Genomic DNA, 23,306 nt, shown 5'->3' with positions numbered 1-23,306 from the left:
TTCCGCTTTTTTCCTGCTATCCATTCTAGCATAGAAATAGAATTGAATTGTGTGAAGTACTTGTTATGTTAGAAGAATTTCGAATTAACACAGACTAGTTTCGCCTTCAAAAAGTATGAAAAAAGAACTACTCCATGAAGAGTAGCTCTCCTATTGACCTTTACCCATACCTGCTGCTAAAGATCAAATCATCGATCCGTTATCAGCCATGTCTTTGCCTCTTCAGGATCAGCATAAAATGATACAGATTGGCCCATCCCTGATAGTCCTACAAATGAGAGCTTATCCACATGATCTTTGAGATTATTTATGTTGCAGATTAACTGATCCAAGACTTCTTTGGCAATCTTCGTCTCATACATATCCACCCAAACCTTGAGCTTTTTATTGATCCCTAAGATGAAAGCCTCTTCTTGTCTCATCACATCGAAAAGCTTATTTTGGTCCTTATGCTTGCTGCCATATTTCAGACAATGGATTTCTCCACCTTTATAATAATAAGGAAAAATAGATCCACCTGGAGATTTCATGAAATGATCACTCCTTATATTTTGAGATTACTTTAGGCGTTGATCTCCGTAATCTCCAGATACATCTCCTGATTCTGCCGAATTATTTCATTCATGTGTAAAATTGCTTCCTGAGCCGCGGCTCGATATTTAACGTATAGTTCTTCCGTTCTTTGCAGCAGGTTCGGGTCTTTCTCCAAATCCGTGGGCAGAACCTCACGCCACGTGTCTCCATCTTTATTTTTATCTGTAATCAAACGCTCAATGTCGTCCAACAGAGTTACCATTTCATTTTGATTAAAATAGCGCATCCCGTTTTTAATTCCATTCCAGCTCTTCATGTCGATAATGTTGTACGCCGAAAACCAATAAAACTCCGCCAAGCTCTTGGTATGGTTATGATAGGAATAGAACAAAAATATCGCTTGTTGTCCTTCATGTAATTGCCGATATACCTCTACCTTTGCTGCAACATCCTTACCACGAACGGAGATCAACATCGGTTGGACACATAGCCAGCTAAGCTGCTCAGAACCCAAATCTTCTGGTTTGACATTAACTTTCAATAACATGCTCCTCTCTACTTGCGATGATTGTACATTCGAACTACACTAGTCATTTGTTAAGGATTCTTTGGTGTTTCTACTGCGGGATCACTCTCTCCACCCATTCTACGTCTGGACGTTTCTTTCCTGCCTGTCGCTGGAACATGGTTAGACACTTTAGCCAATCCGAATTTGGGCATATTCGCATATATGGTCTCATATGAACCGGATTGAGCTTTGTACGTTTCATGATAAATCCCCACGCTTCCATCCGATCCAATGGATTGGTTAAATCGTTTCCAGGCCTCCAAGTGCAGGCCACCGCGTGCGTATTTCTCCAATTCATCATAAGATCTCCAATATTGCAGCAGAGTCACTCCACGCCAGCTCATAAAAAATTCCGTCCCCAGAAACCCGGTATCTGGGTTCATGTACAGTTCTTTAATCATCGGGCCCATGGATTTAAAAACAGGCAACCACTTATGTATGGCCCACAGGCGATTAACTCTCATTCCAATAATAAAAACAACAAACTCGCCTTCGATCTCAGCTGAATATCTTCCCTTGTGTATGTTTGCCACATTACTCCTCCTTTTCATCTTGTTTGCCGTACTTCATCCCCTACACCATTCTATATTGCAAAATTAGTTGAAGACCACTGATGCCCATTTTCCGCTCGCCCATATCCAGAAAACCTGCTTTTAGATACAGCTTTTGTGCTGCAATATTCCCCTCATTCACAGCTAAAATAATTTCATCGACCTTCGGATCAAGCTGCTTAACCAGTGTAGGCAGTTCCCTCATGGCAGTGAGTGCATACCCGTTCCCCTGATGTTCTAACGTAATGGATAACGCACGTACCAGTATCTTACGGGAAGCATCTCTTTCCTCTACGTATTCAGAATTTTTATGTAGTATGAAGAAACCAACTGGAGTCTCATCATTTAAAATCACTACCGGATATTTGTTCGGATTTTGGAATGCCTCCTCCATCACTTCCGCAGGCATAGCAGTAAATTGAACCTGTTCATCACTTAATGAAAAATTAGCCAAGTCTTGACTGTACTTTTCATTATATGGAGCGAGGCTAATCCGTTTTTTCATTTAGAATACCTCCCACTTTGCAAACAATTGTCTAAGTCTCTGGGCCGTTGTTTGTATAAACTCTTCTATAGCTTCCATAGATAAAATGTTCAAATCATCTAAGGGCTCATTTTCAAGGTTATTCAAAAAGTCTACTTTTTCTTTTCTATACTGGTACATTTCTTGCTCCAGCAATCCACCTAAATCAAAAGCTTTACCTGCTTGCAGCTTATTCAATAGATCATGGCCATCAGACCCTTTTCTCAAAATCATAAATTCCAGCTTCGTAACATCCTCCGTATAAATACTTCTTCCATCAGGGTGTTCTTCATATGCAGGATAAATCTCGAAAGTCCATACCCGATCCGTATATACATGAGCAATGTAGCCGCACAAATATTGCATAAACTTAGGATCACTATGCGAGCGTTCTTTGTTGGAATTAAAAAATGCCCCGAGCTCTTCGTCTGTTGCAAATCGTGCTGTCTCTGGCATGAGATGAGTTTTTGCCTTTTCGGCTCTTTCATTCGTTCTCACATGAATGGAGTCAGGAGCAAGACTGCCCACTATAAATTCAGGGGTTGGATCAAATAATAATTCAGATGCGATTGCAAAATGAACCATGGGCCAAGGCATAATAAATGCTCCTATCTCTATTAAAATCGGGGATTTTAGTTTACTCACAAACTATATTTTCCCTATTCCCTCTCAAAATCTTCTTTATATCCTCTAGGGCTTAACGCAGAATTGTGAGTTCCCCTTGTATCAAATCTACCAATACAGGCTTCTGTACCTTGTTGATTGTGGAAATATCAATTTCATCTAAACTTTTAAAAACAAGCTCTAACGATTCATTCTGTTCATCTTTAAATAAAAGGGTTGTTTGATCATCATCAAGTTTCTCACCCAACTCCGCGGTGACGTTGAACAGGAACATTACAAATACAACCTCGTTGCCATCCGGATATGTATATTTCATTTTCTCACCTGTGTAGATGGATGCCAGTTCATATGAACTTACGTCAAGCCCCGTTTCTTCTTTTACTTCTCTAATCATAGTTTCTTCAATACTCTCACCGGGCTCCATACCACCACCAGGTAATCCCCAACCGCCATAATCTGATCTTTTTTGCAGCAGTATTCTACCCATATGATCACGAATAATAGCTCCACCAGTAACGACAATTCGGCTTGTCATTAGTCATGCTCCTCTCTAATGGCTTACGCCCCGACTAGTAACCCTTTGGATTCATCATAACCCATGTATTGGTAAATGCTAAAAGATCTTTTTTTTGACCAGAATCTCAGTTCCTTCTTCTTTGTACTTCGCAATAAATTCATTGGTCACATGATCATGATGAAGTATGCCCATATAGTCTGTGCCCGGCTTCTTCGGTCTGTAATCGGAATCAACTGTATAGATATTGAAGTGCACCTCATCTTCGTCTTCTGACACGTCCGTATGATTGAAAAGTACAATCACTTCATCTTTATTTAGAAACTGAAAATCCCCTTGTCTCTCCATAATATAAAAAGGATATTTCATGTCCTCTGTCTGAATTAAATTTTGGTATTCTTTCAACTCTTCGGGGATTTGTTCCATGTAATGTATCGCTACCTCTTCTGCTTGAAATATTCCTGATATCCACTTGAACCTGCCTTTTGAAGCTACTATAACAAACAAATTAATCATCCTTCCTAGCTAAAATTACATAAATCTAGTTCGTTCTTGCACGTACAAAGGTTTGAGACAGAATCCGATGGCTGCCAGCGATGTTTTCAATTTCAATGCTATACTCAGACTCTACATATTCAATGTGATGTTGTTCATAGTATTTTTTCCAGAATGAAACAGCTGATCGGTTATTAGCCAATTGCTCCACTTTGAATCTGCCCTGAAATTGTGCAAACACCAAATCAACCGCTTGAGCCGCCAATCCTTGTCCACGATACTTTTTGACCAGAAACAGTTCTTGAACTGTAAAGTCGATATCCTCATCTACATAAGGAGGAGAGCAAACCAGCACAAATCCGATTACCTTTCCTTCATCTAGAATAAAAAACGGATGTAATTCCGCCCGTTCCAGATAGAGATAGGTATTCGTTGGATCGAATTTACCCTCTTTTAGCAAATCCTCACCCGAGAATTCAGAAAGATCATACAGATAAAGGTTGTACAAGTTTAAAAATAATTCTTTCTGACTTTTATCGATTCTGGTGATCTGTACATTCATGTCATTACACCTCACTTTATTAATAAACCACAATTCCCCATCTTTAGTTGCATATCACGCCCCTGCTTACCACTTAAACGTATCGCTTCAACTCCAGTAAATATAGGTAAAGTTTAATTTAAACGATGAAGAATCCTTTCCATCATAAAAGGTTATGTGTAACCAAAAACGGACACGACATCGTCGCGTCCATGAGTAATCTCACTTATTTGATTAGATAATTAACTACAGGATAAGAAATCACGTTCCGGTCTCTATAGGTTGAGATCACTGCTTCGGAATGCGTACTTAGAATCCCATTTTGCAACATGACAGGTCTAAATCCTCGCTCCATCGCGCCATTATAAGTAAACAGAACACATTCCTCGGCGGCAAATCCCGATATGATCAACAGCTCTACACCGTTACTCTTCAGAATCTGCTCCAAGTCTGTCTGCCAGAATGCATTGGAGCTCTCCTTCGTAACCTTAAGATCCTTCTCATTCACATCAACCTCAGAAATAATACGATACGCCTCAGAATTTGAATCCTCCATCCCTTCCACGTCTTGGACATGAACTACCACATGGTCGCTCGAACGAAGCACGTCTGCAACATGATTGATATATTCACAAGCGCGGTCTATTGCTTTTTGATCTAATTTATCCCGTACAATACTTTCTTGCATATCCACGATCAGAAAACCTATTTTCATATCATCTCTCCTCTTACTTTCTTTCTCAGCATCATGATCTGCCCAATATGATACGCATTATGAATACACAGATTGGATATGACATTCCACCATGGGGCATTGAAGTACGATGGAATGGTCATCCCTAATTTTGCATCATCAATTTCCTCTACAGCCTGTATCCAGCGACTAAATGTTGCACCAATCTGTGCAATGCTTTTCTGCCAATCTTTTTCACTTACATGTGATGGGTTAACAATGAATGTCTCATCATTATTTATGCTATTGTCCGAACCCACATCACCCTTGATAAACCGCTCCAACCAAGTTTCATTCCAGAAAGTCAGATGATTCACCAACCTCCAGATCGATTGTCCCTCATCATTCAGCCATAAGGCCTGCGCAGCGGTTAGATCATGTAACATCTCATCCAGCGGCATAATGACAGGCAGCGAGTTGGTCCAACAGCACCAATTTGATACTCATGTTCGGCTCCTGTCTCCTTTAAAAATAAAAACTATTAGTCCTTGAACAACTCATTCAGCATCCGGTCGCGATTTTCCAGGAAACTGCGGGTGATCTGATAATGTTCTGTATCCTCATATTCCACTTCCTGAATCCCATCGTCGAAGCTCAGAATGCATGCTCCCGGATATCCCAGTAGAATCGGCGAATGCGTCGCGATAATAAATTGGGAAGTGCCTGATAGATCATGCAGAATGCGCAACAAGGAGAGTTGACGGGCTGGCGATAAGGCGGCTTCGGGCTCATCGAGCAGATAAATGCCTTTGGAATTGAATCGGTTCACGAACAGATTGAGAAAAGACTCCCCGTGGGATTGTTCATGCAACGAACGCCCACCATAATACTTGAGCGACTCCGGCCCCAATTCATCTACATGCGATGCAAATTGATAAAAGGACTCCGAGCGCATGAAGAAACCATTCGTGATTTTGGGCAACCAGGATAGACGCAAATAGTCACCCAATGATGATTCAGCAGCATCAATCTCAAATGCATTATTTTTCCCGCCCCCTGCTGTGTTAAATCCACATTGATGAGCGATACCTTCGAGCAGTGTGGACTTGCCCGATCCATTTTCGCCAACAAAGAAAGTAATGTTATTTTTGAATTCCAAACGCTCCAATGACTGTATGGATGGTATATGAAACGGATATTGATCCGGATTTTCGACTTTAGCAGACAGTAACTCCACACTTCGAAGATACATAGACACACTCCTATTTTTATAACGTTGGACTCCTGTTGGTTTCAGTCCTGTTTATTGATCCACGGATGGATGATTTCTTTGCGGGTGATGATCTCAATGGTCCTGATAAAAAACCAGGTGAACCCGGCATAAAAACCGATATGCGGATATCGGAATGCCGCCGGTTTGTTGCCTTCGAAATAGAAGTGCCCAATCCAGGAAAGGGCGTAATGGATAAGTGCCAGAACCAGCATGACTTTAAAATTAATAAACAAGAAAATCCAAGCCACAAACGCCGATAAAAATGCGAAATAATGCAAGATGAGGTTGTTCCGATCCTGATGTTCCTGAAGATAATAACGCAAATCTTTGCGAACACGATTCAACATCCGGTCACACTCATTTCACCCTAAAATGTGATCATGGCTCCTTTTTCATCAAATACGGCAGTTGGATTCCAAGTGACTTCCCAGCAGTTATTCTCCGGGTCCAGAAAATAGGCGATTCTTCCGTCCCAGGCAGCGTCGTAGGGCTCTTTGATTACATTACCTCCGGCTGCGCGAATTTTAGCAATGGTATCATCAACATCTTCCGCTTTATCCACATTGATTGCCAGCGACGTTCCCTTCAACCCGTCAGATGCACTGAATGTCATACCTGTATCTTTCTCAAGCTCCTGAATGGGATATAACGATAACAATACACCAGTCGTTTCAAAGACACTGTACTGATCTGAACTGATTGCTGTCTCACTCCAGCCAAGCTTCTTACACATTCCCTATATTAAACGACGAACAGAAGGATGACAAAATTATGGTTGACGGCGGCAGATCAGCTTCTATATTATGTAGGAAGAACGTTCTGCATAAAAACATAAAATGAATTGGCGTGTTACCACCCCAGAGGGCATGAGCCAAGAAGCGAACATGAGACTATACTCGCTTCTTGGCTCTTTTTGCGTTCCGGAGACCTGGAAGCGTTAACTTTAGAAACGAGGAGGCGGTGAACCGTGAGTAAAGGAATGATGCTGCAGGTGGAGCGGGTCGTCGGCAGCAATATTGTTCTGGCCCGGTCGCACCAGAATACCAAGGAGTACGTACTGATCGGCAAAGGGTTGGGATTTGCGTTCAAGGTGGAAAGCACCATTCAGTCCGATGATCCGCGGATTGAGAAAAGGTTCCGGCTGGAGGACCGGGAGGAGTGGGGGCAGGCGCAGGAGTTGATGAAGGACTTGGACCCCAATGTCATCGACATCTCTGATCAGATTATCCGTCTCATCGCTGATCAGTTTCCTGGCAAGCTGAATGACAAGATCTACCTTGCTCTTCCAAGTCATATTCAGTTCACCTTATATCGTATCCGCAACGGGATGGAGATTCTGAATCCTTTCCTCACGGAGACAAAGCTCAGTTTTCCGAAAGAATTCGAAATCGCCTCGGAAGCGGCGGCCATGATCGGAGAGGCATTTGGCGTAGAGGTACCGGAGGATGAGGCCGGGTTCCTGACATACCATGTGTACTCCTCCGTGAATCACGTCCCTGTCGGACAGTTGGTTAAGGTATCCAATGTGATCAGCAAGCTTCAGTCCATTATTGAAGAGCAGGGTGGCGTTCGCTTTGAGCAGGGCAGCCTTAGCCAGGCAAGACTCCTGATACACCTGCGCTTCTCCATGGAACGCCTGTATCAGGAGCCGATGACGGCCCCCACCTTCGCACAATATGTGAAAAATGAATATCCGTCCGAATACCAGCTGGCCAGAAAGCTAAGTGCTGTAATGGCCGAGGATTTGGGTACAGAGGTACCCGAGGAAGAAACGGCTTTTCTCGCCATGCATTTATACCGGCTTTTTCAAACCCAAGCCAAAACCAACAACAGAGAGGATAACACACAATGATCTGGAAATGGAAAAACAATAAATCTGCCAAAACATCTGAGACAATATCCGTCGTCTCCCCACTCACCGGAACCTGCGTCAGTTTGGAAGAAGTGCCTGACGAAGCGTTCGCGCAAGGACTAATGGGTCCAGGAGTTGCAGTGATTCCCCAGGAGGGCAGGCTGGTCGCACCTATCGACGGCACTGTGGTGCACCTGATTAAATCGCATCATGCCGTAATGATTGAGCATGCTTCTGGGCTACAGCTGCTGCTGCATATCGGTATGAATACTGTCAGTCTGAAAGGACAGGGCTTCACACCCCAAGTGCAGACCGGGGATCAGGTCGCTGTCGGTCAGACCCTGATCGAATTTGACCTGAATGCTATCGTTTCGGCTGGTTATCCGGTCATCACCCCTGTCATCGTTGCGAATGCGGCAGAACAGCCGTGGGAGTCACACCCGACGTATGGCAACGTAGAAGCGGGCTTGGGAACTATCATGAAAGTCAGCTTGCCCAAATAACATGAATCTAAAAAAGAAAGGAAGAACAATATGCTGAAAGCATTGCAAAAGCTAGGGAAATCCCTGATGCTTCCTGTAGCAACCCTGCCTGCAGCAGGTATTCTTCAAGGCTTGGGTCTTCTTAATTATGAAAAGGACATTCCGCTTGGACCCGTGATAGGGGGATTTCTCAATCAGTATGTCGTTCCATTCATGAATGAGGGAGCGGGGGCGATCTTCGGCAACCTTGCGCTCATCTTCGCCATCGGGGTGGCAATCGGACTGGCGGGGGATGCGGTCGCCGCTCTTTCCGCCCTGATCGCTTATATGGTGCTGATACGGATTCTGGGAGCCGTTCCAGGTGTATTCGGTTATATTCCTGACGATGTCAAGCTGGATACGGGCGTTTTGGGCGGGATATTTGCCGGACTGCTTGCAGCCTATATGTATAATAAATACCACAATATCAAGCTTCCTGACTGGCTCGGCTTCTTCTCCGGCAAACGCTTTGTGCCGATGGTCACCGCCGGCTCCATGCTGGTGTTGGCCATCCTGATCGGCATGATCTGGAGCCCGATTCAGGATGCCATCGGCGCTTTCGGCGCCTGGATTGTAGGCTTTGGCGGCTTTGGCTCCATGGTGTTCATGATCGCCAACCGCCTGCTCATCCCGCTCGGTCTGCATCATGTTCTGAACTCCATCGCCTGGTTCCAGATCGGGGATTATACCAATGCAGCCGGGGAAGTCGTGCACGGGGACCTGACCCGCTTCTTCAACGGAGACCCTACGGCAGGCATGTTCATGTCTGGATTCTTCCCGATTATGATGTTCGCTCTTCCGGCGGCGGCGCTTGCCTTGATTCATACAGCCAGGCCTGAAAAGCGCAAAATGGTCGCTTCGATCTTTATCGGCGCAGCGGTGGCTTCGTTCTTAACGGGTATTACCGAACCGCTCGAGTTCTCCTTCATGTTCGCGGCGCCTCTGCTGTATGTGGTGCACGCTATTCTTACCGGTGTAGCGGCACTGATCATGTACCTGCTGGATGTTAAGCTGGGCTTCGCCTTCTCCGCAGGTCTGATTGATTACCTCGTGAACATGAAGCTATCGACCAATCCGCTGCTCATGATTCCAGTCGGACTCGCATTTGCGGTCGTCTATTATTTCCTGTTCCGGTTCATGATTCTCAAGTTCAACCTGAAAACGCCGGGACGCGAGGATGACGCTTATGATGCCGATGGCCCCACTCATGCTTCCGCCGTGGCAGCGGCGTCTGGCGACACCAAGGCTGGCAAAGTGCTCGCCGAGATCGGTGGAACAGATAATATCGAGAGCATCGATGCTTGCATCACTCGCCTCCGTCTTGTTGTTAAAGACGACAAAGCCATCAACGACCAGGCCCTCAAACAGCTTGGCGCTTCCGGCATCATGAGGCTTGGTGGCGGAGCTGTACAGGTCATCTTCGGCACCCAGTCCGAAATTCTGAAGGATGAGATTAAGAAACTGATGTAACGCTCGTCCTCCTTTGAGTTCAAAAGGTCGAGAACAGGGGTATGCTTTACCCTGTTCTCGACCTTTTTTATTACCAAGAAGCGCATGATATTCTTTTGAGTGGCCGTGTCTTCTTTTGGTCTATGAGTTTTAATATACAAAGTTAATATACAAATCTGCGCTGCGCCCAATAGCTGAACACAAAGATCGATACCTCTGTTAACAGCTTGGCTGCAATCAGCGGGATAATCAATTTTTCATTGTAGAAGTACAACAATCCGTAATTTAATAACAGCACCAGAATGACCAGTGAGAAGTACTTCGGTAAAGACTGACGGACTCTGGACGTTTTCCCAGCTGAAAATACATATTTCCGATTGATCGTATAGTTGAAGATGGAGCTGCACAGTCTCGCTGCAACGACCGATAGGAACAGATTATGCGTGAAATACTGGATCACGAACAGTAAGCCAAAATCGATCAAGGCCGATAACACCGAAGACGTACTGAATATCAGAATCGGCATATAAATGCGGAATGAATCTATCAATGGGCGAAAATGAGAAGATTTGTTATGATCCAGATAGACCGTATCAATAAACTCCTCTGTAATCTCATACCCTTCTTTATGTGCTGTTAGCAGCATGTTCATTTCATATTCAAATCTTTCCCCCGGTATCTGGCACAGCCAGTCCAGCATCGAGTACGGAAAACCTCGCAGGCCTGTCTGTGTATCGTATACTTTCGTACCTGTCGTGAGAGAAAAGACACCTCGTGTGACCGTGTTGCCAAAACGACTACGCACTGGAATGGTTCCACTGAACCGACGGCTACCCAGTACAATCCCCGGATTCGTTTGCTCCAATAGTACATCAAAGATGCGTTTGATATCATGCGGCAGATGTTGGCCGTCACTGTCTGCGCACACAATACCGCCCTGTGGGCCATGTTCCTTAATATATTGAAATCCTGTCTTGAGTGCACGTCCCTTGCCCAGATTAACTGTATGTGTCAGGACTGTACACCCATAGGCTTCTGCCGTCTCGAAAATCCCCCTGTAACCTGGTCCGCTACCATCATCTACAATGACAATGGGTCCTAACTGAAACGTCTGCAACTGCAACACGAGATTCAATAAACGAACATCCGGTTCGTATGATGGAATTAATATAGTCATGATCATTGTCCCTCTTTCAGATAAAGGATGTCACTTACGCCGCGTTCCTGGTTTCTCCCCAGCGGATTATTAACAACCCGACCCATGAAATACATTGTGGATGAACCGCCGCCGTCCAGATTGTAGGCTTCCGTTGCTCCAAGACCTTTCATGACATCGGCAAGCTCTGCCAACGTCATGCCACGGCTGTCATCCTGCCGGCCGTCAACTACAACAAATACATAATGATTCGGGGCGATCATGCCGATTGCAGTTCTCGGATTGGCATCCTGGATCGACCGGTTGCCAAAGTTGTTATCGATTTTCACACTGCTGAAGTCACTTACAATCTCACCGTCCTGAATCAGAATCGGTCCAAAAGATAGCGTATTGGTCGCACCTTCCGCCAGCAATTCCGATGAGGATTCTTCTGTCTCGTTATATGTCTTCATCGTGCCATCACTGAACAATGCCATCGCATCACGCACCGGATCATCCCGATATACCGTACCATTGCGGATAATTACGCCATCATCACGGAAGCCGTAATAGTCACCATTGATGGCAAAGATGGCATTGTTGGCCAATGCTATCTCTGAGGTGTTTTCGGTAATATTCGTGCCAAAGCTGTTATCTGCCAGAGCCGAGCGCAGGCTGCTCGCATCTGTCAGCTGTACATCTGCGACGTAATACGTGATCTGATCTGAGCCGGACCCCGTCTGCACCTTGTCGATTTTGACCTGCATATCATTGCTGGAATAGTTCCAGTCATCTGACGTTGCATTCACTTCAGTCGCCGGGGTTGAAGTATCGCTGGAGGTGCTGGTTGCTGATGTATTGTCATCCGCTACAACAACCTGTACATGCCGGATTAAGTAGCGATCTGCCAGGCTGTATATCACGGTACCAAGGCCTAGAACAATAACAAGGGTGATCATCAGCCATTTGCGCCTTGGTTTTGCATTTTTATATGGGTCGTTCTCGTTGGTTTTTGGATAGATCTTCATCATGTGAAGTTCACCTCTTCATCTAAGTTCTTAAGGCTCATCATAGGCGGGCTAGCTTAAATGAATCTGAAACAGGCTGAACGCAAAAAAAGAAGGTCATCCTTTCCCCCGAGAGGAAATCAGACAACCTTCCATATAAGTGATAATGATGGATCTCAATCTATATATGTACCCAAATAGGGACAAGTACGATGCTAAACAACTTTCTATAAACGTGACTGTTCACCAGCAAAAAGAGCATCGTATGCAGGGCAGGGCTGCTTTTCTAGATAATCCATTAACGCTTGTGGTTGCTTGGTATAAATATCCTTCAAAGACGTACCCTCGTAGATATTGCCGATCACGACTGGGTGGCATAACTCACAGATGAGAATATCCCCATTACCGTGTAAATGCAGCTGCTTCGTCCCATCCACACAATTGGAGAAATACACACCCGGTTGTTCTCGTAACCCCAATTGCTCCGCGAAACGATCCATACAGGTAAAATATAATGTCGTATCTTCTTTCTTGTGATTGATCAGATCATTTACGGACTGGATGAGGGACTCCTTGGAGGCAATCTTGCTCCATTTACTGTGTGGCATCACGATGCTGTTCTGAATCTCATGGATGCGCACACCCAGTTCATAGACTTTATCGCTAATAGCTTGCATGTTCGCTTGGGTTCCTTCGAATAACAGCGTTTCTAGCACGGTTTCCAGCCCCGCTTCAGCACAAAGACGGATGTTTTGCTCCAAGCGCTCATACATGCGGGGATGTACACGGTAATATGCTGCATAAGCTTCCCGGTCTGTATAGTTAAAAGATATATGAATATTGGACAAGCCTGCATCCCGCAAAGCATGAATTCGTTCTTCCGTTAGCAGGCTGGCATTGGTATTTAATTGCGTGTCGATGCCATGTTTCCCACAATAGGTCACAATCTCCAGGCAATCCTGATATTTCAGAGTCACCTCTCCCCCGGACAAACGCACCCGCTTGAGCCGCGGAAGCTCACGAATAATTCGAATCACTTCTTGACCGCTGATGCATTGCCCATCGTCCCGATTGTAGGCGCAGCAATAGTCGCATTTGTAATTGCAATTGGAGGTCACGCCGACCTCCAGTCCTTCCAGTTCATATACGCCGGGTGTTTCAAGTTCAAGTGATTTATATTTGTTTTTCGCTGTCAATTCGATGTACCTCCCAGTTCCTTATCCATGTTTTTTCAACTTGGAGATTATAGCGGATCTCGGTCGATGCCCGATATGACATTATGTACGTTGGGATGTAAAAAACCGAGTAAACCCCAGCCATTTTATTGAGTTTCAGTCCATCTATGCTCAGGATGATATGCAAATTCATAGTCTGCAATCATCAAGAATGACACACGACTTTGCTGATCGATCACCATGGATAAAATCATCAAATTTTCATAGCCACCTTCAAGTACGAATTTATCAAATGACGTTATTACACTGTAGTTTCCTTGTTTATCTCTCTCCATGAGATACGTAATTGAGCGTACTTTTCTTTGATTAGAATCAATAAAGGCTTTCTTTCCGTATTGCTGGATTACTTCTTGAATTGTACTTCCATAACCTATGCCACTTGGCGTTTTATATTTTTTTGATTTTGCTGCCGCATCATCGATCACGATTCCATCCACAATTCCTTCTTTGTAATGAATCCACATCCCTTTATACTGGTAAACATTCGTATGATAATAATAATCCACGTGTTTCCCCAACTGCTGCTCAACCTCTGCTCGAGTATCTCAGATTTTAACGGTGATATTCTTTGCTTTATTCTGAACTTTAAATTCTTCTTCTGTAAATATCGTAGGCGCATGAGACAGATTAGAGACTTCGAACAGACTATCGGATACTTCAGAGGTACTTAAAAGAGTCATAAAAAGGACAACAAATAGTATTCCTTTGGTCAACATTAACATTCCTCTCAAACATGTTCAGCAGGTTATAACGATTGAAAATCTTCTCTGGTCATCGCATACAAATTCAAATCCTGCATTTCGTTTTTAATTTTCATATAACTCCGTAAAAGCCCTTCGAATTTCATGCCTGTCTTTTCCATGACCTTTGCGGAACCGATGTTACCCACCAGACATTTAGCCTGAATTCGTTCCAACCCGATGTCTTCAAATCCAAATTGAATGATTCGGCTAACCGCTTCCGTCATAATTCCTCGATCCCAGTACTCATTGGATAACACATAACCTAATTCCACCCTCATACTGTTGCTGTCGCACCCCAGATAATTGCAGCTGCCAATCAACTTTTTCGTTTGTTTATACTCAATCCCCCATGGCCCCAGCTTATCCACCTCATATCGACTCATGACAAAATCAATAAAGGCTTTGGTATCCTCCTTGCTCTGATGTGCGTCCCAAGTTGTGTACTCCGATACAGCAGGAACCGCACAATAACGGTACATCTCATCCAGATCAGCATAGGTAATGGGCCTAAGGAGCAAGCGTTCAGTTTCCACTATCGGAAATGGGTCAAAATAACTTTCAATGGACTTCATATGTATGCCTCCCCGGCTTATACAAATTAATTTAGCAACTGTTGCTGATAAGGAATCACACTATCCAGTTAATCTGTTTTGTTCTGGCTTCCCGCTTCTTGATCTACAGATTCATAACTCACAAAACGCTTGAGACTTTCTTTGGTTTTGGAGCTGGTTGCTTCATATTCCGCCCATACTAAATAGAACAAACCCAGGATTAAAGCAGCTATACTCCAATTTCGCGGAGCTGTTCCAACATAATTCAGCATCTCCTGAAACAATTCCGAATTCCACGAAGCCACACCAGAACCAAAAATGGCAGCACTCAAATATCGAACACTGTACAGAAATGCCGCTATGACCAGCAGCAGTGTCCCTGTAGTTCTACGACTCACACAATTCCCCCCTTTATAAAATCACGGCCATAACTTCTGATGCTTCCATTGCCCTTGATGCAGAATATATTGAATTCGCACATGCTTTCGTTCCGAGTCTCCCTGCCAGAACTCAACTTCCTTTGCGTTTACGGCGTACAGTCTCCAATTCGGTGTACTGACATCAGAATCCCGGCTGATCCGCTCTTTCTGAGCGGCAATGGCGCGTTCCAATTCTTCCTCACTCTCCAGCTCCTGACTCTGTCGTCCTGTCATCGCAACTGCGCGCGCACCTGCCGATCTTTTCCGAAAATCCGCTGCACCTGCTTCCTCGCCCATATCCACGGCTTCTCCCCTTATGCGGATCTGTCTGCCCAATGCAGGCCAGTAAAAGGTCAGTGCCACATACGGATTGTTCTCCAGCTGCTGTCCTTTTCGACTCTCCGAGCCAGATGCAAAATAAAAAGCTTCGTCAACTACGTCTTTCATTATCAATACTCGTGCATCTGGAAAACCATTCGAATCCACTGTCGAAATCGTCATCGCATGAGGTTCTTTCACCCCGTAATCTATAGCCAGTCTCAGCCATTCCAGAAAAAGATCCCCTGGTCGATCCGGTAAAAGCTCGGTATTCCAAGCTGGAAAAGGTCCAGACAAGGACTTCAACCCACGCAACAAATCACTTGGTTTATCACTCATATCGGCAACCTCCTTAGACTTCCATTTCATTCCATTGTAGCGTAGTAGGCCATTTTCTCAACTATTTGTTTTGAAATGATTGATATGTTCAATCTATTTTCACTGATAAAAGAAGGATATATTAAACAAAATAGCAAATAACCTACATTAGAGTTTTTTCATTTCGAAAGGAGTGATGTGGTATGAAGAATAACCATGTTGCAATGATTTTTAGGAAGGATACGAAGTAAGTGCAGAGGATAAATTCCTCTGCAAAGTAAAATTTGGGAGGAACTCCGAATGGTAGTTGTATTAAAGCCAGTGTCTAATGAAAATTGGTATGAATGTACCCAGCTTAAAGTTAAGCCAGAACAGCTTAATATCTTTCCTGCACCTGTCGTTTATTGGATTGCTGAATCTAAATATGTTAATGATTTTGAATTACGTGCTATTTACTCGGAAGAGGTTTTAGTCGGTTTTCTCGTATTCTGTGCGAACCCAGACAAGGATGATAACTACTGGATTCCTGCCATAATGATTGACGAGAAGCATCAAGGAAAAGGTTATGGCAAGGCAGCAATGAAAACTTTGATTCAACTTATGCGTATTTCAAATTACACAAGAATCATGATTGGACACCGACCAGACAATCTAATTGCGGAAAAGTTGTATGAATCTTTAGGGTTTATAAAAACTAGTGAAGAAGTAATAGATGGTGAAATAGTACGTCTGCTTCAGATAAACTAAATAATATATATAAAGACTGACGGCACCTGTCGGCAGTCTTTATTATGACTGAAAAAGAATTAATTGTTGTGAAAATTGCTGCTTTTATATACTCCCTTTTCTAACCTAGATGACTCATCATATTCATGCTGCTAAACTCCCAACCATTTACTCCTTTTTCAACCGTATGAACACTGGTATTCCCTATAGAATGAAACTCCGATGTATTGGTCCAATTCTGGTCTCCTAAGAGATAATAAAGGATGTTGATTACTCCGCCGTGCGTGACCAGTAGAACATTCGATTTGATCTGTTGCTCCTCTATACTTCGGCATAAATCCCGAAAGGATGTACAGATTCTGTTATAAAAATTCCGAGGACTTTCTCCTCCTGGAAACGGGTTATCCATTCCAAGAGTGTTAAAATAAACTCCTGCATATTTCACTTCTGCTTCCTCATTTGGCATTCCAGCCAAATCTCCGTTGTTCATTTCTCTCCAGTCTTTCAGATAAAGCCCCTTTATGTTCAGTCTTTTTTCAAGCTCTTTGGCAGTCTGTACTGCACGCGGAAGATCACTGCTAATCACCGTGTTTATCTTATATTGCTCTGAATGATGGTACAGGTAATCTCCGAGCCTCGATGATTGAGTAACACCTTCTTCAATGAGCCCTCGCTGACTCCAACCACCTCTGTAACCCTCCTCATCCATGCCGTGCCTTACTAAGAAAATCTTCAAGATATCTCCTCCTCTATTTGAATCCTCTTATAATAAACCCCGGCCCTAGATCTTCCATCTTAGGTCGGGGCTTATGTTTTTATTTCACAAACGTATTGTGAACTCGAACTGATTTTATAAAATAAGGAATCCATACGGCACAGGTGAGTACCGTCCTACCTATCCCTTTTAACGAACTTCCATCCTCAAGTTCTACCGCCATAGGAATCTGAAGTAACAATAGATAATCAATGATGCCCACGGCTAGACTCACACTGTAAAACATAATCATAAGACGAGGGAATATCGATTTCTTTCTATAAAACGTAATCAGCGTATATACGCCAAATACTAAAAATAGCACATTATATACCGTTTCAAAAATGAGAACCGGGCCCCACCATGCGTGATAATAGTCAGATTGTTTGGAAGTTAAGAGCTCCCAAGTCTCTCTCGTCATTGAAGGTACAAGGTATTGAAATAATTGCACAACAAGCATAATGATGGTGAGATAAAGTCCAATATGGACAAGAATCAACCATCCCCCAAGTCCTGATATACCCAAAGGTCGATAATCAACCTTCTTTTCTTCAATTTGTGGTTCCACTAAATAACACCTCCTATTCTGTTTTGTTATTCTGAGATGACTCCTCTTTCTCGTGTAAACTTTTACACAACTGTATTATTATACAATGCGAGGAAGAGATACGATACCAATTTCTCCAATTAAAGCCATTGACCAAAAAAAGAGGGTTACTCTTTAAAAGATAATCCCTCTTCTTCAAGTGCTTGTCGAAGTTTTGGCATCGCAGAAGGCCCGATCCCGTGCAGCTTCAAAATCTCTTTTTCTGTGTATTGCGAGAGTAGCTGTAATGTCGTAATTCCCTGATTCTCCAGCGCACGTCTAGCGGGTGCAGACAGCAATGAAAGAAATCCTTCTTTCGGTTTCCGTTCCTTCTCACATACCGGACAGGTTGGACAATCGCTACTTTTGTAATAGGAATGCCCTTGTTCGCATGTTCTTAGTGTTCCTTTAGTGTTTGCCATGTTAGTCACCCCTTCCTGTATCGGATAACAATTATCTCGGATTTAGCTACTCAACCAGTTCTCAACATCTGAGATCATATCCTCATATTGTTTTAAAGCCTCTATAGTCCATGTAACTTGTGATGTTCCCATTTGTTGTTCTTCATCGTCTGTGCATTCAATCCACAAAGAGCGTTTTAGACTGTATTCGAGCCAATCCAATTTTCCGGAAAAACCATTATCGAGAACCCTTCTCCAATTGGCGTTTAAATTCCCCACTCGAGACCGATATCCATTTATAAAAGCCAAGAACCTTTCTTTGCCCACGTTTCCGGTCTGATCCACAGACCAATACATCGCTGTTTCCACCAGATCATGCATCGGATTGATATAACCCGCTGATTCCCAATCAATAATGATGGGGTTTTCCTGCTGCCACATCACGTTCTTAGGCTCAAGATCTCTATGGCTAATAACTGTATTTGAGGCCAGTATTACTGATGCTTTTTTTGCCTGAGCACTCCACTCATAGAGCTTTTGAATGTTATCAGCTAATAAGATCGTCCAATCCGAATTTTCTTTCTGCCCTTTGGTTAAATAATCATTCCAATCGATTTCTTTGGAATGATTTAACTGAAGGTCAGGAATATGAAGCTGTGAAAAATCAGTTTTATGAATATCCGCAAGAATCATGCCCATATGCTCACAATGGGTTTCGGTTACTTCATGAAGCTCCAGACTTTTACCATCGATCCAGTCAAATATAAGATAACATTGATGATCTAAGATCTGCATCGAAGAACTATTTATTACTTTGGCAGGTTGAGCATCGATAAAATTTGCTGCCACGTTTGCTATTTTTTCGGATTGAATATAATTTTGCATAGCTGTAGGTCTACTCATAATTTGAGGATTCAGTGCTTTCACAGCATATTTGGCATGTGTAGTTTCAATGGCATACATGCGATGTAAAAGCCCACCCGAGATTGCCTTGGGTGTACTGATCAACTCACCAAGTTCTAATTCAGCGACGAGTTTTTCGAATTTAGATTATATTGAATATTATTCATACGTTACAACACCTTTTGGAAACTACCAATATCCAATCTGCGATCAAATTTATATCCCACGCCTTTAAACATCGCACATTGCTCATACCCATGCTTTTCGAACAGGGACTTGCTGCGTGTGTTTTCCATGCATACCGTAGCAATCAAGGTGTAGAACCCTTGCTCGCGCGCAACATTCTCTATAAATCGCAGTGCCGTTCCACCAATACCCTTCCCTACGATATCCGGTTTCAAATAAATGGTTACTTCTCCCGAGAAGTCGTAGGCTTGTTTGCTCTTGTATTGAGTAATTAGCACATAACCTTGAATTTCGTTCTCTTCTTTAATGACAAATGATTTAAAGCGCGGATTTATGTTCATGACAGAAGCCTTGATTTCTTCCAGAGTCAATTCTTCAGTATGAAATGAGATAGTCGTGTTGGAGACATAGTAGTTATATATTTCTCTGACTTCAGTCAAATCCTGCTCCGTTATTTCTTCAAAAGAGTATATGGGCATTTCCATTTTCATACTGATAAATAACATGTCCTCGTCATGCACTTTGCTATAAAACTCCTTATCTCTTTTGAAGCCTGTCCGCTCATATACTTTAATTGCTCGTTCGTTGAATGTGGCAACAACCAGCCGAAACTGAGAACTTTTGAAATGGTTTTGCAAGAATACTAAACTTTGTTTAAGGAACACAGACCCTATCTTTTGTCCTGTTAGATCTGGATCTAATCCAAGACCTATATCCAGATATCCTTCTTCTTGATACAGTCCGATTGAGGTTCCTCCCGGTACACGTGCTGATTCCCCACAACAAATAAATCCTACTACCCTCTCCAGTTCATCCAGGACTGAAAAGTACTCCCCATTCATCAATTCTTGAATATCTTCATTGGATTCAGAGAAACTGTACATCGCGTATTCCTCTTCATATTTCCAGGTAACGATTTTTTCTGCATCAGCTATTTTCATTGGATGATAGGATAAAAGCATGAATAGTCCCCCTTTTTATACACTTACGAGCTTAATGAAGTCGATAGAGATACCATCATTGTTTTTCATACAGACTGGCACTCCAGTTCCCCTGTTTCATTCTGCGGATGTATTGGAATCCATAATCCTTATAGTATTGATTAAGTCTCAGGTTATCTGCCATGCAATCCAGCCGGATCAAGGTCTTACCTTTTTGCCTAATGTTCTCTTCAGCTGATTTTAGAAGGAGTAGGCCTATATTTTGCCCTTTAAAATCTCTATTCACTGCGAATCGGTGTATGTACCCGGAATTGGTGTTGTCGAGTTCTTCCCAGATCAGGGGGTCTGACCACGTTAAGGTATACGTCCCTACGATTTCGTGATTTATTTCAGCAAGATATACGTCAGATCCATCCGTCATGAATTCATTTACTTGTTCCAAATTGAAATACTCAGGACGCCATTGATATATCTCTTTGGAGTTCAGCCATCGGGCAGACTCCTGCCATAGGTTCAACACAATGGAAGCTTCCTCCGGTAATGCAAGTCTAGTTATGAGTTTAGTATTAATTTGCTCCATCAAGATCCCTCGCTTATTCAAAAGTTTAATACCCCCATTAACCACGCTGCAAATCGTTCTTTCTCCTCGAACTGTGGGTAATGAGCCGATTCTTCAAATACAACAAAATCTTTTTCGGGTGCTCCAAGCTCATCGAAATAATCCCTTGCCGCATCCACAGACGTCATATAATCATACTTTCCCATAACAAAAAAAGTCGGTATCTCCAGCTGATCTACAATGTCTGGCAAATGGTTGCTGGACCCCTCCTTCAGGAGGATTTCCTGTGTAGCCTGCACTCCCATGGAATACTGAATCACATCCAGTGCATTATATTCAGTTCCCAGAAGGAAGCCGAGCGTATAATCTCTGTTGTCATCAATAAGTCTGGCTGCACCGCCGTATTTGCGAACCAACTTTCTTGGTGTATACTGCTCGCCTCGCTCAATCGGACCACGAAGACGTTCCAGACTTTCCGCATCCGCTGTGTTGTCGGCTTGTTTCGCTTGTGCGATCGTATATTCCAAACTATCCAACTCGCTCCGCACAGTATCAGCCATTTGCCCAATACCTATATAAGCAATGAATTTTTCTGGTGCTTTGGCCGCCGCTTTTGTCCCTATGTATGTACCAAATGAATGACCGACCAGCGTAACCTTTCTTTGCCCCAGTTCGGCAGTAACGTAATCCGTTAAAGCTAGTAAATCATCTACAAGCACATCTGAAGTCACATCCGAATAATCCTCCAACAAATGATATGACTTTCCACTTCCACGTTGATCATAATGCACAATGGTAAAATGCTGTTCAAGCTCCTGCTGATACTTTCTTACATAAGGAATCTCGGAGCAACCAGGGCCACTGTGTACGAAAAGAAGGATAGGATTGTTCCGATTCGTCCCGCGAATCATAACCTCATGACCTGCACCATTGATCTCGACCTGTCCTAACGTGCTGATACTATTCTCTCCCTTGATCCCAGGGGTCCATGTGGGAAAGATCAGAGCGATTATTACGAGTAAAAGAATACTAAGGATGGCGCGTCTGAATATTTTAATCGACCTCTTACGCATCAGATGGCTCCTCCGGCAGATATTCGTGTGTTTAAAAAGCTGAACCAAAACTCCTCACTCGTGACTCCTTACTGCTCCTTGTTACTTCACTTTATAAAAATACGGTCCGCACCTGGATTCATGGGTATGTACATACGTCCACGTGAATTCTTGGTCAAAAATATAAATGTCCTGTTCCGAATCAAAATCTTCTGCGATGACCTTATTCGCATTCTGAAATACCTGTATGAATGGTGTATGTTGATACATGACATACAACTCGTTATTATTTTCGGCATTAAAAGCATCTCGTGCTGCATTGTCTGTTAGGCAATCCTGTTTCTCATAACTGAACATATGCCACTTGTACTGGCTATAATAGATGGCCTCTTTTACCTCTTCACTGATGTTCTTGGCAAATGTGTTATCCCATTTCTGTATAATTTCTTCGGATTCCTCGCACAATTCAGTCACAAGGACCCCCTTGTCCTCCAAATTTTTGTTATACATATATTTGCGGTGCACAAGCTCGATTCGCGAGTACACCAAATTCAGTTCATGGTCCGGTAGAGCATCCAGCAACTCATTAATTTCATCTCTAATCATCATAACCTCCGAAGTTTGTAGGATTTAAGATTTAAGATTTAAGAATAAACTAGCATTCCAGTTACTCACCGTTTGCTTCTTCTCGCAGCAAATAGGCCAATCGGTACATTTCCGCGATGTCATATCTATTCTGTTCTTCAAATCTCCTGATCGCTTCACCGATCTCCACAACCTCTACAGCAATTACCTGTTCCCCATCCACCGGATTCAGCGGTTGGCCCACGAGTTCAACCTCTCCGTAGCCAATAATTCTTACAAAATGAGGATGAGGAATATGCGGTCTATACGGCTCAGGTGCACTCGACATGCAATGAAATTGTCCAAACGCCCGATACGTGACCAACTTGGCTCCGAGCTCCTCCATCACTTCACGTTGCAGACCATCCATATACTTCTCTCCTACCTCCAACGTTCCTCCGGGCAGCTCCCATTTTCCGTTATCGATCTGAAAAACAACCACTCGTTCCCCCACAAACGGGATAATGCTCACATTGCTTACCAGCGTTTCATCCACGATGTCATTCAATCTAAACTCCGCTTTAACAATTCCCCAATGAATCGATGTGCTGAGCGCCGGGAACTGTTCCCGATCCAAAGTCTTCATTTTTCTATCCGATCCTCTCTATGTAAAATAAATCTTCCATTATAAGTTCTATCTCTCATTATAGATCAAAAAAGAAAAAAGAAGGCCACTTTTCCCATCGGGAATTCATGGACCTTCTAATGTTATTTCAGTTGAACTAAAGAA

Annotated in this window: 33 protein-coding genes; 4 read left to right on the top strand and 29 right to left on the bottom strand. The window is 43.3% G+C overall.

Annotation, left to right across the window (positions count from 1 at the left end; all coding sequences use genetic code 11):
- Window positions 1-188 precede the first annotated feature (188 nt).
- The 13 genes from BLS14_RS23740 to BLS14_RS23680 form a co-directional block, all read right to left on the bottom strand.
- Entirely contained in the window at window positions 189-530 is a 342-nt protein-coding gene (locus BLS14_RS23740) for a hypothetical protein (protein ID WP_090954297.1), read from the bottom strand.
- Window positions 531-562: 32 nt separating this feature from the next.
- Complete coding sequence (locus tag BLS14_RS23735; protein ID WP_090954295.1) at window positions 563-1,075, bottom strand: hypothetical protein; 513 nt, start codon at window positions 1,073-1,075, stop codon at window positions 563-565.
- A gap of 56 nt (window positions 1,076-1,131) precedes the next feature.
- Entirely contained in the window at window positions 1,132-1,635 is a 504-nt protein-coding gene (locus tag BLS14_RS23730) for a DUF4188 domain-containing protein (RefSeq protein WP_090954293.1), read from the bottom strand.
- A 40-nt stretch (window positions 1,636-1,675) separates the two neighbouring features.
- A complete protein-coding gene (locus BLS14_RS23725) occupies window positions 1,676-2,158 on the bottom strand; it encodes a GNAT family N-acetyltransferase (protein WP_090954291.1) in 483 nt (160 codons plus the stop codon).
- Window positions 2,159-2,821, bottom strand: coding sequence for a hypothetical protein (locus tag BLS14_RS23720; RefSeq protein WP_143021581.1), 663 nt, complete (start codon window positions 2,819-2,821; stop codon window positions 2,159-2,161).
- 52 nt (window positions 2,822-2,873) lie between these two features.
- The gene (locus tag BLS14_RS23715) at window positions 2,874-3,335 is read right to left on the bottom strand and encodes an NUDIX domain-containing protein (RefSeq protein ID WP_090954287.1); all 462 of its coding nucleotides are present in this window, start codon (window positions 3,333-3,335) and stop codon (window positions 2,874-2,876) included.
- A 78-nt stretch (window positions 3,336-3,413) separates the two neighbouring features.
- Window positions 3,414-3,740 carry a hypothetical protein gene (locus BLS14_RS23710; RefSeq protein WP_143021580.1) on the bottom strand — a complete coding sequence of 109 codons (327 nt, stop codon included), beginning with the start codon at window positions 3,738-3,740 and terminating at the stop codon, window positions 3,414-3,416.
- Between the two features lie 115 nt (window positions 3,741-3,855).
- Entirely contained in the window at window positions 3,856-4,371 is a 516-nt protein-coding gene (locus BLS14_RS23705; protein WP_090954283.1) for a GNAT family N-acetyltransferase, read from the bottom strand.
- 205 nt (window positions 4,372-4,576) lie between these two features.
- Complete coding sequence (locus tag BLS14_RS23700; protein WP_090954281.1) at window positions 4,577-5,065, bottom strand: cysteine hydrolase family protein; 489 nt, start codon at window positions 5,063-5,065, stop codon at window positions 4,577-4,579.
- Entirely contained in the window at window positions 5,062-5,484 is a 423-nt protein-coding gene (locus BLS14_RS23695; protein ID WP_083584723.1) for a DinB family protein, read from the bottom strand. Before BLS14_RS23695 ends, BLS14_RS23700 begins: the two co-directional genes overlap by 4 nt.
- Window positions 5,485-5,564: 80 nt before the next feature.
- A complete protein-coding gene (locus tag BLS14_RS23690) occupies window positions 5,565-6,275 on the bottom strand; it encodes an AAA family ATPase (RefSeq protein ID WP_090954279.1) in 711 nt (236 codons plus the stop codon).
- Window positions 6,276-6,316: 41 nt separating this feature from the next.
- On the bottom strand, window positions 6,317-6,643 hold the full coding sequence (locus BLS14_RS23685; protein WP_090954277.1) for a DUF962 domain-containing protein: 327 nt from the start codon (window positions 6,641-6,643) through the stop codon (window positions 6,317-6,319).
- A gap of 20 nt (window positions 6,644-6,663) precedes the next feature.
- Window positions 6,664-7,029 carry a VOC family protein gene (locus BLS14_RS23680; protein ID WP_072734150.1) on the bottom strand — a complete coding sequence of 122 codons (366 nt, stop codon included), beginning with the start codon at window positions 7,027-7,029 and terminating at the stop codon, window positions 6,664-6,666.
- Between the two features lie 234 nt (window positions 7,030-7,263).
- Between BLS14_RS23680 and BLS14_RS23675 the strand changes: the two genes are divergently transcribed.
- Genes BLS14_RS23675 through BLS14_RS23665 form a run of 3 tightly spaced genes read left to right on the top strand, consistent with a single transcriptional unit; the run spans window position 7,264 to window position 10,139 of the window.
- Complete coding sequence (locus tag BLS14_RS23675) at window positions 7,264-8,148, top strand: PRD domain-containing protein (protein ID WP_256336650.1); 885 nt, start codon at window positions 7,264-7,266, stop codon at window positions 8,146-8,148.
- Entirely contained in the window at window positions 8,145-8,651 is a 507-nt protein-coding gene (locus BLS14_RS23670; RefSeq protein ID WP_063564075.1) for a PTS sugar transporter subunit IIA, read from the top strand. Before BLS14_RS23675 ends, BLS14_RS23670 begins: the two co-directional genes overlap by 4 nt.
- Window positions 8,652-8,681: 30 nt before the next feature.
- Window positions 8,682-10,139: a PTS transporter subunit EIIC gene (locus tag BLS14_RS23665; protein WP_090954275.1), complete on the top strand. Its 1,458-nt coding sequence runs from the start codon at window positions 8,682-8,684 to the stop codon at window positions 10,137-10,139.
- 142 nt (window positions 10,140-10,281) lie between these two features.
- On the opposite strand, the gene BLS14_RS23660 is transcribed toward BLS14_RS23665, so the two are convergent.
- The 7 genes from BLS14_RS23660 to BLS14_RS23630 form a co-directional block, all read right to left on the bottom strand.
- On the bottom strand, window positions 10,282-11,295 hold the full coding sequence (locus BLS14_RS23660) for a bifunctional glycosyltransferase family 2/GtrA family protein (protein ID WP_090954273.1): 1,014 nt from the start codon (window positions 11,293-11,295) through the stop codon (window positions 10,282-10,284).
- Between the two features lie 2 nt (window positions 11,296-11,297).
- On the bottom strand, window positions 11,298-12,284 hold the full coding sequence (locus BLS14_RS23655) for a phosphodiester glycosidase family protein (protein ID WP_090954271.1): 987 nt from the start codon (window positions 12,282-12,284) through the stop codon (window positions 11,298-11,300).
- 203 nt (window positions 12,285-12,487) lie between these two features.
- On the bottom strand, window positions 12,488-13,456 hold the full coding sequence (locus BLS14_RS23650; protein ID WP_090954270.1) for a radical SAM protein: 969 nt from the start codon (window positions 13,454-13,456) through the stop codon (window positions 12,488-12,490).
- Between the two features lie 125 nt (window positions 13,457-13,581).
- The gene (locus BLS14_RS23645; RefSeq protein WP_090954268.1) at window positions 13,582-14,001 is read right to left on the bottom strand and encodes a hypothetical protein; all 420 of its coding nucleotides are present in this window, start codon (window positions 13,999-14,001) and stop codon (window positions 13,582-13,584) included.
- Window positions 14,002-14,240: 239 nt separating this feature from the next.
- Complete coding sequence (locus BLS14_RS23640; protein ID WP_090954266.1) at window positions 14,241-14,810, bottom strand: GNAT family N-acetyltransferase; 570 nt, start codon at window positions 14,808-14,810, stop codon at window positions 14,241-14,243.
- A 68-nt stretch (window positions 14,811-14,878) separates the two neighbouring features.
- Window positions 14,879-15,187 carry a hypothetical protein gene (locus tag BLS14_RS23635; protein ID WP_063564069.1) on the bottom strand — a complete coding sequence of 103 codons (309 nt, stop codon included), beginning with the start codon at window positions 15,185-15,187 and terminating at the stop codon, window positions 14,879-14,881.
- A 21-nt stretch (window positions 15,188-15,208) separates the two neighbouring features.
- Window positions 15,209-15,865, bottom strand: a complete 657-nt coding sequence (locus BLS14_RS23630) for a pyridoxine/pyridoxamine 5'-phosphate oxidase (protein ID WP_090954264.1) — start codon at window positions 15,863-15,865, stop codon at window positions 15,209-15,211.
- 279 nt (window positions 15,866-16,144) lie between these two features.
- Here BLS14_RS23630 and BLS14_RS23625 point away from each other — a divergent pair, with 279 nt between their 5' ends.
- Complete coding sequence (locus BLS14_RS23625) at window positions 16,145-16,591, top strand: GNAT family N-acetyltransferase (RefSeq protein WP_090954262.1); 447 nt, start codon at window positions 16,145-16,147, stop codon at window positions 16,589-16,591.
- A 100-nt stretch (window positions 16,592-16,691) separates the two neighbouring features.
- Here BLS14_RS23625 and BLS14_RS23620 read toward each other — a convergent pair whose 3' ends face one another.
- From BLS14_RS23620 to BLS14_RS23575, 9 genes are all read right to left on the bottom strand, one after another.
- The gene (locus BLS14_RS23620; RefSeq protein WP_090954260.1) at window positions 16,692-17,306 is read right to left on the bottom strand and encodes a histidine phosphatase family protein; all 615 of its coding nucleotides are present in this window, start codon (window positions 17,304-17,306) and stop codon (window positions 16,692-16,694) included.
- A 79-nt stretch (window positions 17,307-17,385) separates the two neighbouring features.
- Window positions 17,386-17,892, bottom strand: coding sequence for a DUF2569 domain-containing protein (locus BLS14_RS23615; RefSeq protein ID WP_176854728.1), 507 nt, complete (start codon window positions 17,890-17,892; stop codon window positions 17,386-17,388).
- Between the two features lie 146 nt (window positions 17,893-18,038).
- Window positions 18,039-18,332 (bottom strand): RNA polymerase alpha subunit C-terminal domain-containing protein, encoded by a 294-nt coding sequence (locus BLS14_RS23610; RefSeq protein ID WP_079696416.1) that lies wholly within the window; start codon window positions 18,330-18,332, stop codon window positions 18,039-18,041.
- Between the two features lie 42 nt (window positions 18,333-18,374).
- A complete protein-coding gene (locus tag BLS14_RS23605) occupies window positions 18,375-19,274 on the bottom strand; it encodes an aminoglycoside phosphotransferase family protein (protein WP_090954258.1) in 900 nt (299 codons plus the stop codon).
- 110 nt (window positions 19,275-19,384) lie between these two features.
- A complete protein-coding gene (locus BLS14_RS33280) occupies window positions 19,385-20,362 on the bottom strand; it encodes a GNAT family N-acetyltransferase (RefSeq protein ID WP_256336649.1) in 978 nt (325 codons plus the stop codon).
- A 55-nt stretch (window positions 20,363-20,417) separates the two neighbouring features.
- Window positions 20,418-20,921 carry a GNAT family N-acetyltransferase gene (locus tag BLS14_RS23590; RefSeq protein WP_090954546.1) on the bottom strand — a complete coding sequence of 168 codons (504 nt, stop codon included), beginning with the start codon at window positions 20,919-20,921 and terminating at the stop codon, window positions 20,418-20,420.
- 17 nt (window positions 20,922-20,938) lie between these two features.
- A complete protein-coding gene (locus tag BLS14_RS23585; RefSeq protein ID WP_090954256.1) occupies window positions 20,939-21,973 on the bottom strand; it encodes an alpha/beta fold hydrolase in 1,035 nt (344 codons plus the stop codon).
- A gap of 81 nt (window positions 21,974-22,054) precedes the next feature.
- The gene (locus tag BLS14_RS23580) at window positions 22,055-22,558 is read right to left on the bottom strand and encodes a DUF4275 family protein (RefSeq protein WP_090954254.1); all 504 of its coding nucleotides are present in this window, start codon (window positions 22,556-22,558) and stop codon (window positions 22,055-22,057) included.
- 61 nt (window positions 22,559-22,619) lie between these two features.
- Entirely contained in the window at window positions 22,620-23,162 is a 543-nt protein-coding gene (locus tag BLS14_RS23575; RefSeq protein WP_090954252.1) for an NUDIX hydrolase, read from the bottom strand.
- Between the last annotated feature and the right edge of the window lie 144 nt (window positions 23,163-23,306).

The organism is Paenibacillus sp. OK060, from assembly GCF_900101205.1.
Lineage (GTDB): Bacteria > Bacillota > Bacilli > Paenibacillales > Paenibacillaceae > Paenibacillus > Paenibacillus marchantiae.
This window is presented reverse-complemented; position numbering and strand designations above follow the sequence as displayed.

What these genes read in the sequence shown, in the direction of transcription:
- BLS14_RS23695 (WP_083584723.1), bottom strand. Translation starts at nt 5,484, where the DNA reads ATGCCGCTGGATGAGATGTTACATGATCTAACCGCTGCGCAGGCCTTA.
- BLS14_RS23685 (WP_090954277.1), bottom strand. Translation starts at nt 6,643, where the DNA reads ATGTTGAATCGTGTTCGCAAAGATTTGCGTTATTATCTTCAGGAACAT.
- BLS14_RS23665 (WP_090954275.1), top strand. Translation starts at nt 8,682, where the DNA reads ATGCTGAAAGCATTGCAAAAGCTAGGGAAATCCCTGATGCTTCCTGTA.
- BLS14_RS23630 (WP_090954264.1), bottom strand. Translation starts at nt 15,865, where the DNA reads ATGAGTGATAAACCAAGTGATTTGTTGCGTGGGTTGAAGTCCTTGTCT.
- BLS14_RS23580 (WP_090954254.1), bottom strand. Translation starts at nt 22,558, where the DNA reads ATGATTAGAGATGAAATTAATGAGTTGCTGGATGCTCTACCGGACCAT.
- BLS14_RS33280 (WP_256336649.1), bottom strand. Translation starts at nt 20,362, where the DNA reads ATGCTTTTATCCTATCATCCAATGAAAATAGCTGATGCAGAAAAAATC.
- BLS14_RS23605 (WP_090954258.1), bottom strand. Translation starts at nt 19,274, where the DNA reads ATGTATGCCATTGAAACTACACATGCCAAATATGCTGTGAAAGCACTG.
- BLS14_RS23655 (WP_090954271.1), bottom strand. Translation starts at nt 12,284, where the DNA reads ATGATGAAGATCTATCCAAAAACCAACGAGAACGACCCATATAAAAAT.
- BLS14_RS23585 (WP_090954256.1), bottom strand. Translation starts at nt 21,973, where the DNA reads ATGCGTAAGAGGTCGATTAAAATATTCAGACGCGCCATCCTTAGTATT.
- BLS14_RS23575 (WP_090954252.1), bottom strand. Translation starts at nt 23,162, where the DNA reads ATGAAGACTTTGGATCGGGAACAGTTCCCGGCGCTCAGCACATCGATT.
- BLS14_RS23670 (WP_063564075.1), top strand. Translation starts at nt 8,145, where the DNA reads ATGATCTGGAAATGGAAAAACAATAAATCTGCCAAAACATCTGAGACA.
- BLS14_RS23690 (WP_090954279.1), bottom strand. Translation starts at nt 6,275, where the DNA reads ATGTATCTTCGAAGTGTGGAGTTACTGTCTGCTAAAGTCGAAAATCCG.
- BLS14_RS23610 (WP_079696416.1), bottom strand. Translation starts at nt 18,332, where the DNA reads ATGGCAAACACTAAAGGAACACTAAGAACATGCGAACAAGGGCATTCC.
- BLS14_RS23640 (WP_090954266.1), bottom strand. Translation starts at nt 14,810, where the DNA reads ATGAAGTCCATTGAAAGTTATTTTGACCCATTTCCGATAGTGGAAACT.
- BLS14_RS23660 (WP_090954273.1), bottom strand. Translation starts at nt 11,295, where the DNA reads ATGACTATATTAATTCCATCATACGAACCGGATGTTCGTTTATTGAAT.
- BLS14_RS23680 (WP_072734150.1), bottom strand. Translation starts at nt 7,029, where the DNA reads ATGTGTAAGAAGCTTGGCTGGAGTGAGACAGCAATCAGTTCAGATCAG.
- BLS14_RS23710 (WP_143021580.1), bottom strand. Translation starts at nt 3,740, where the DNA reads ATGGAACAAATCCCCGAAGAGTTGAAAGAATACCAAAATTTAATTCAG.
- BLS14_RS23705 (WP_090954283.1), bottom strand. Translation starts at nt 4,371, where the DNA reads ATGAATGTACAGATCACCAGAATCGATAAAAGTCAGAAAGAATTATTT.
- BLS14_RS23740 (WP_090954297.1), bottom strand. Translation starts at nt 530, where the DNA reads ATGAAATCTCCAGGTGGATCTATTTTTCCTTATTATTATAAAGGTGGA.
- BLS14_RS23725 (WP_090954291.1), bottom strand. Translation starts at nt 2,158, where the DNA reads ATGAAAAAACGGATTAGCCTCGCTCCATATAATGAAAAGTACAGTCAA.
- BLS14_RS23625 (WP_090954262.1), top strand. Translation starts at nt 16,145, where the DNA reads ATGGTAGTTGTATTAAAGCCAGTGTCTAATGAAAATTGGTATGAATGT.
- BLS14_RS23715 (WP_090954287.1), bottom strand. Translation starts at nt 3,335, where the DNA reads ATGACAAGCCGAATTGTCGTTACTGGTGGAGCTATTATTCGTGATCAT.
- BLS14_RS23590 (WP_090954546.1), bottom strand. Translation starts at nt 20,921, where the DNA reads ATGGAGCAAATTAATACTAAACTCATAACTAGACTTGCATTACCGGAG.
- BLS14_RS23700 (WP_090954281.1), bottom strand. Translation starts at nt 5,065, where the DNA reads ATGAAAATAGGTTTTCTGATCGTGGATATGCAAGAAAGTATTGTACGG.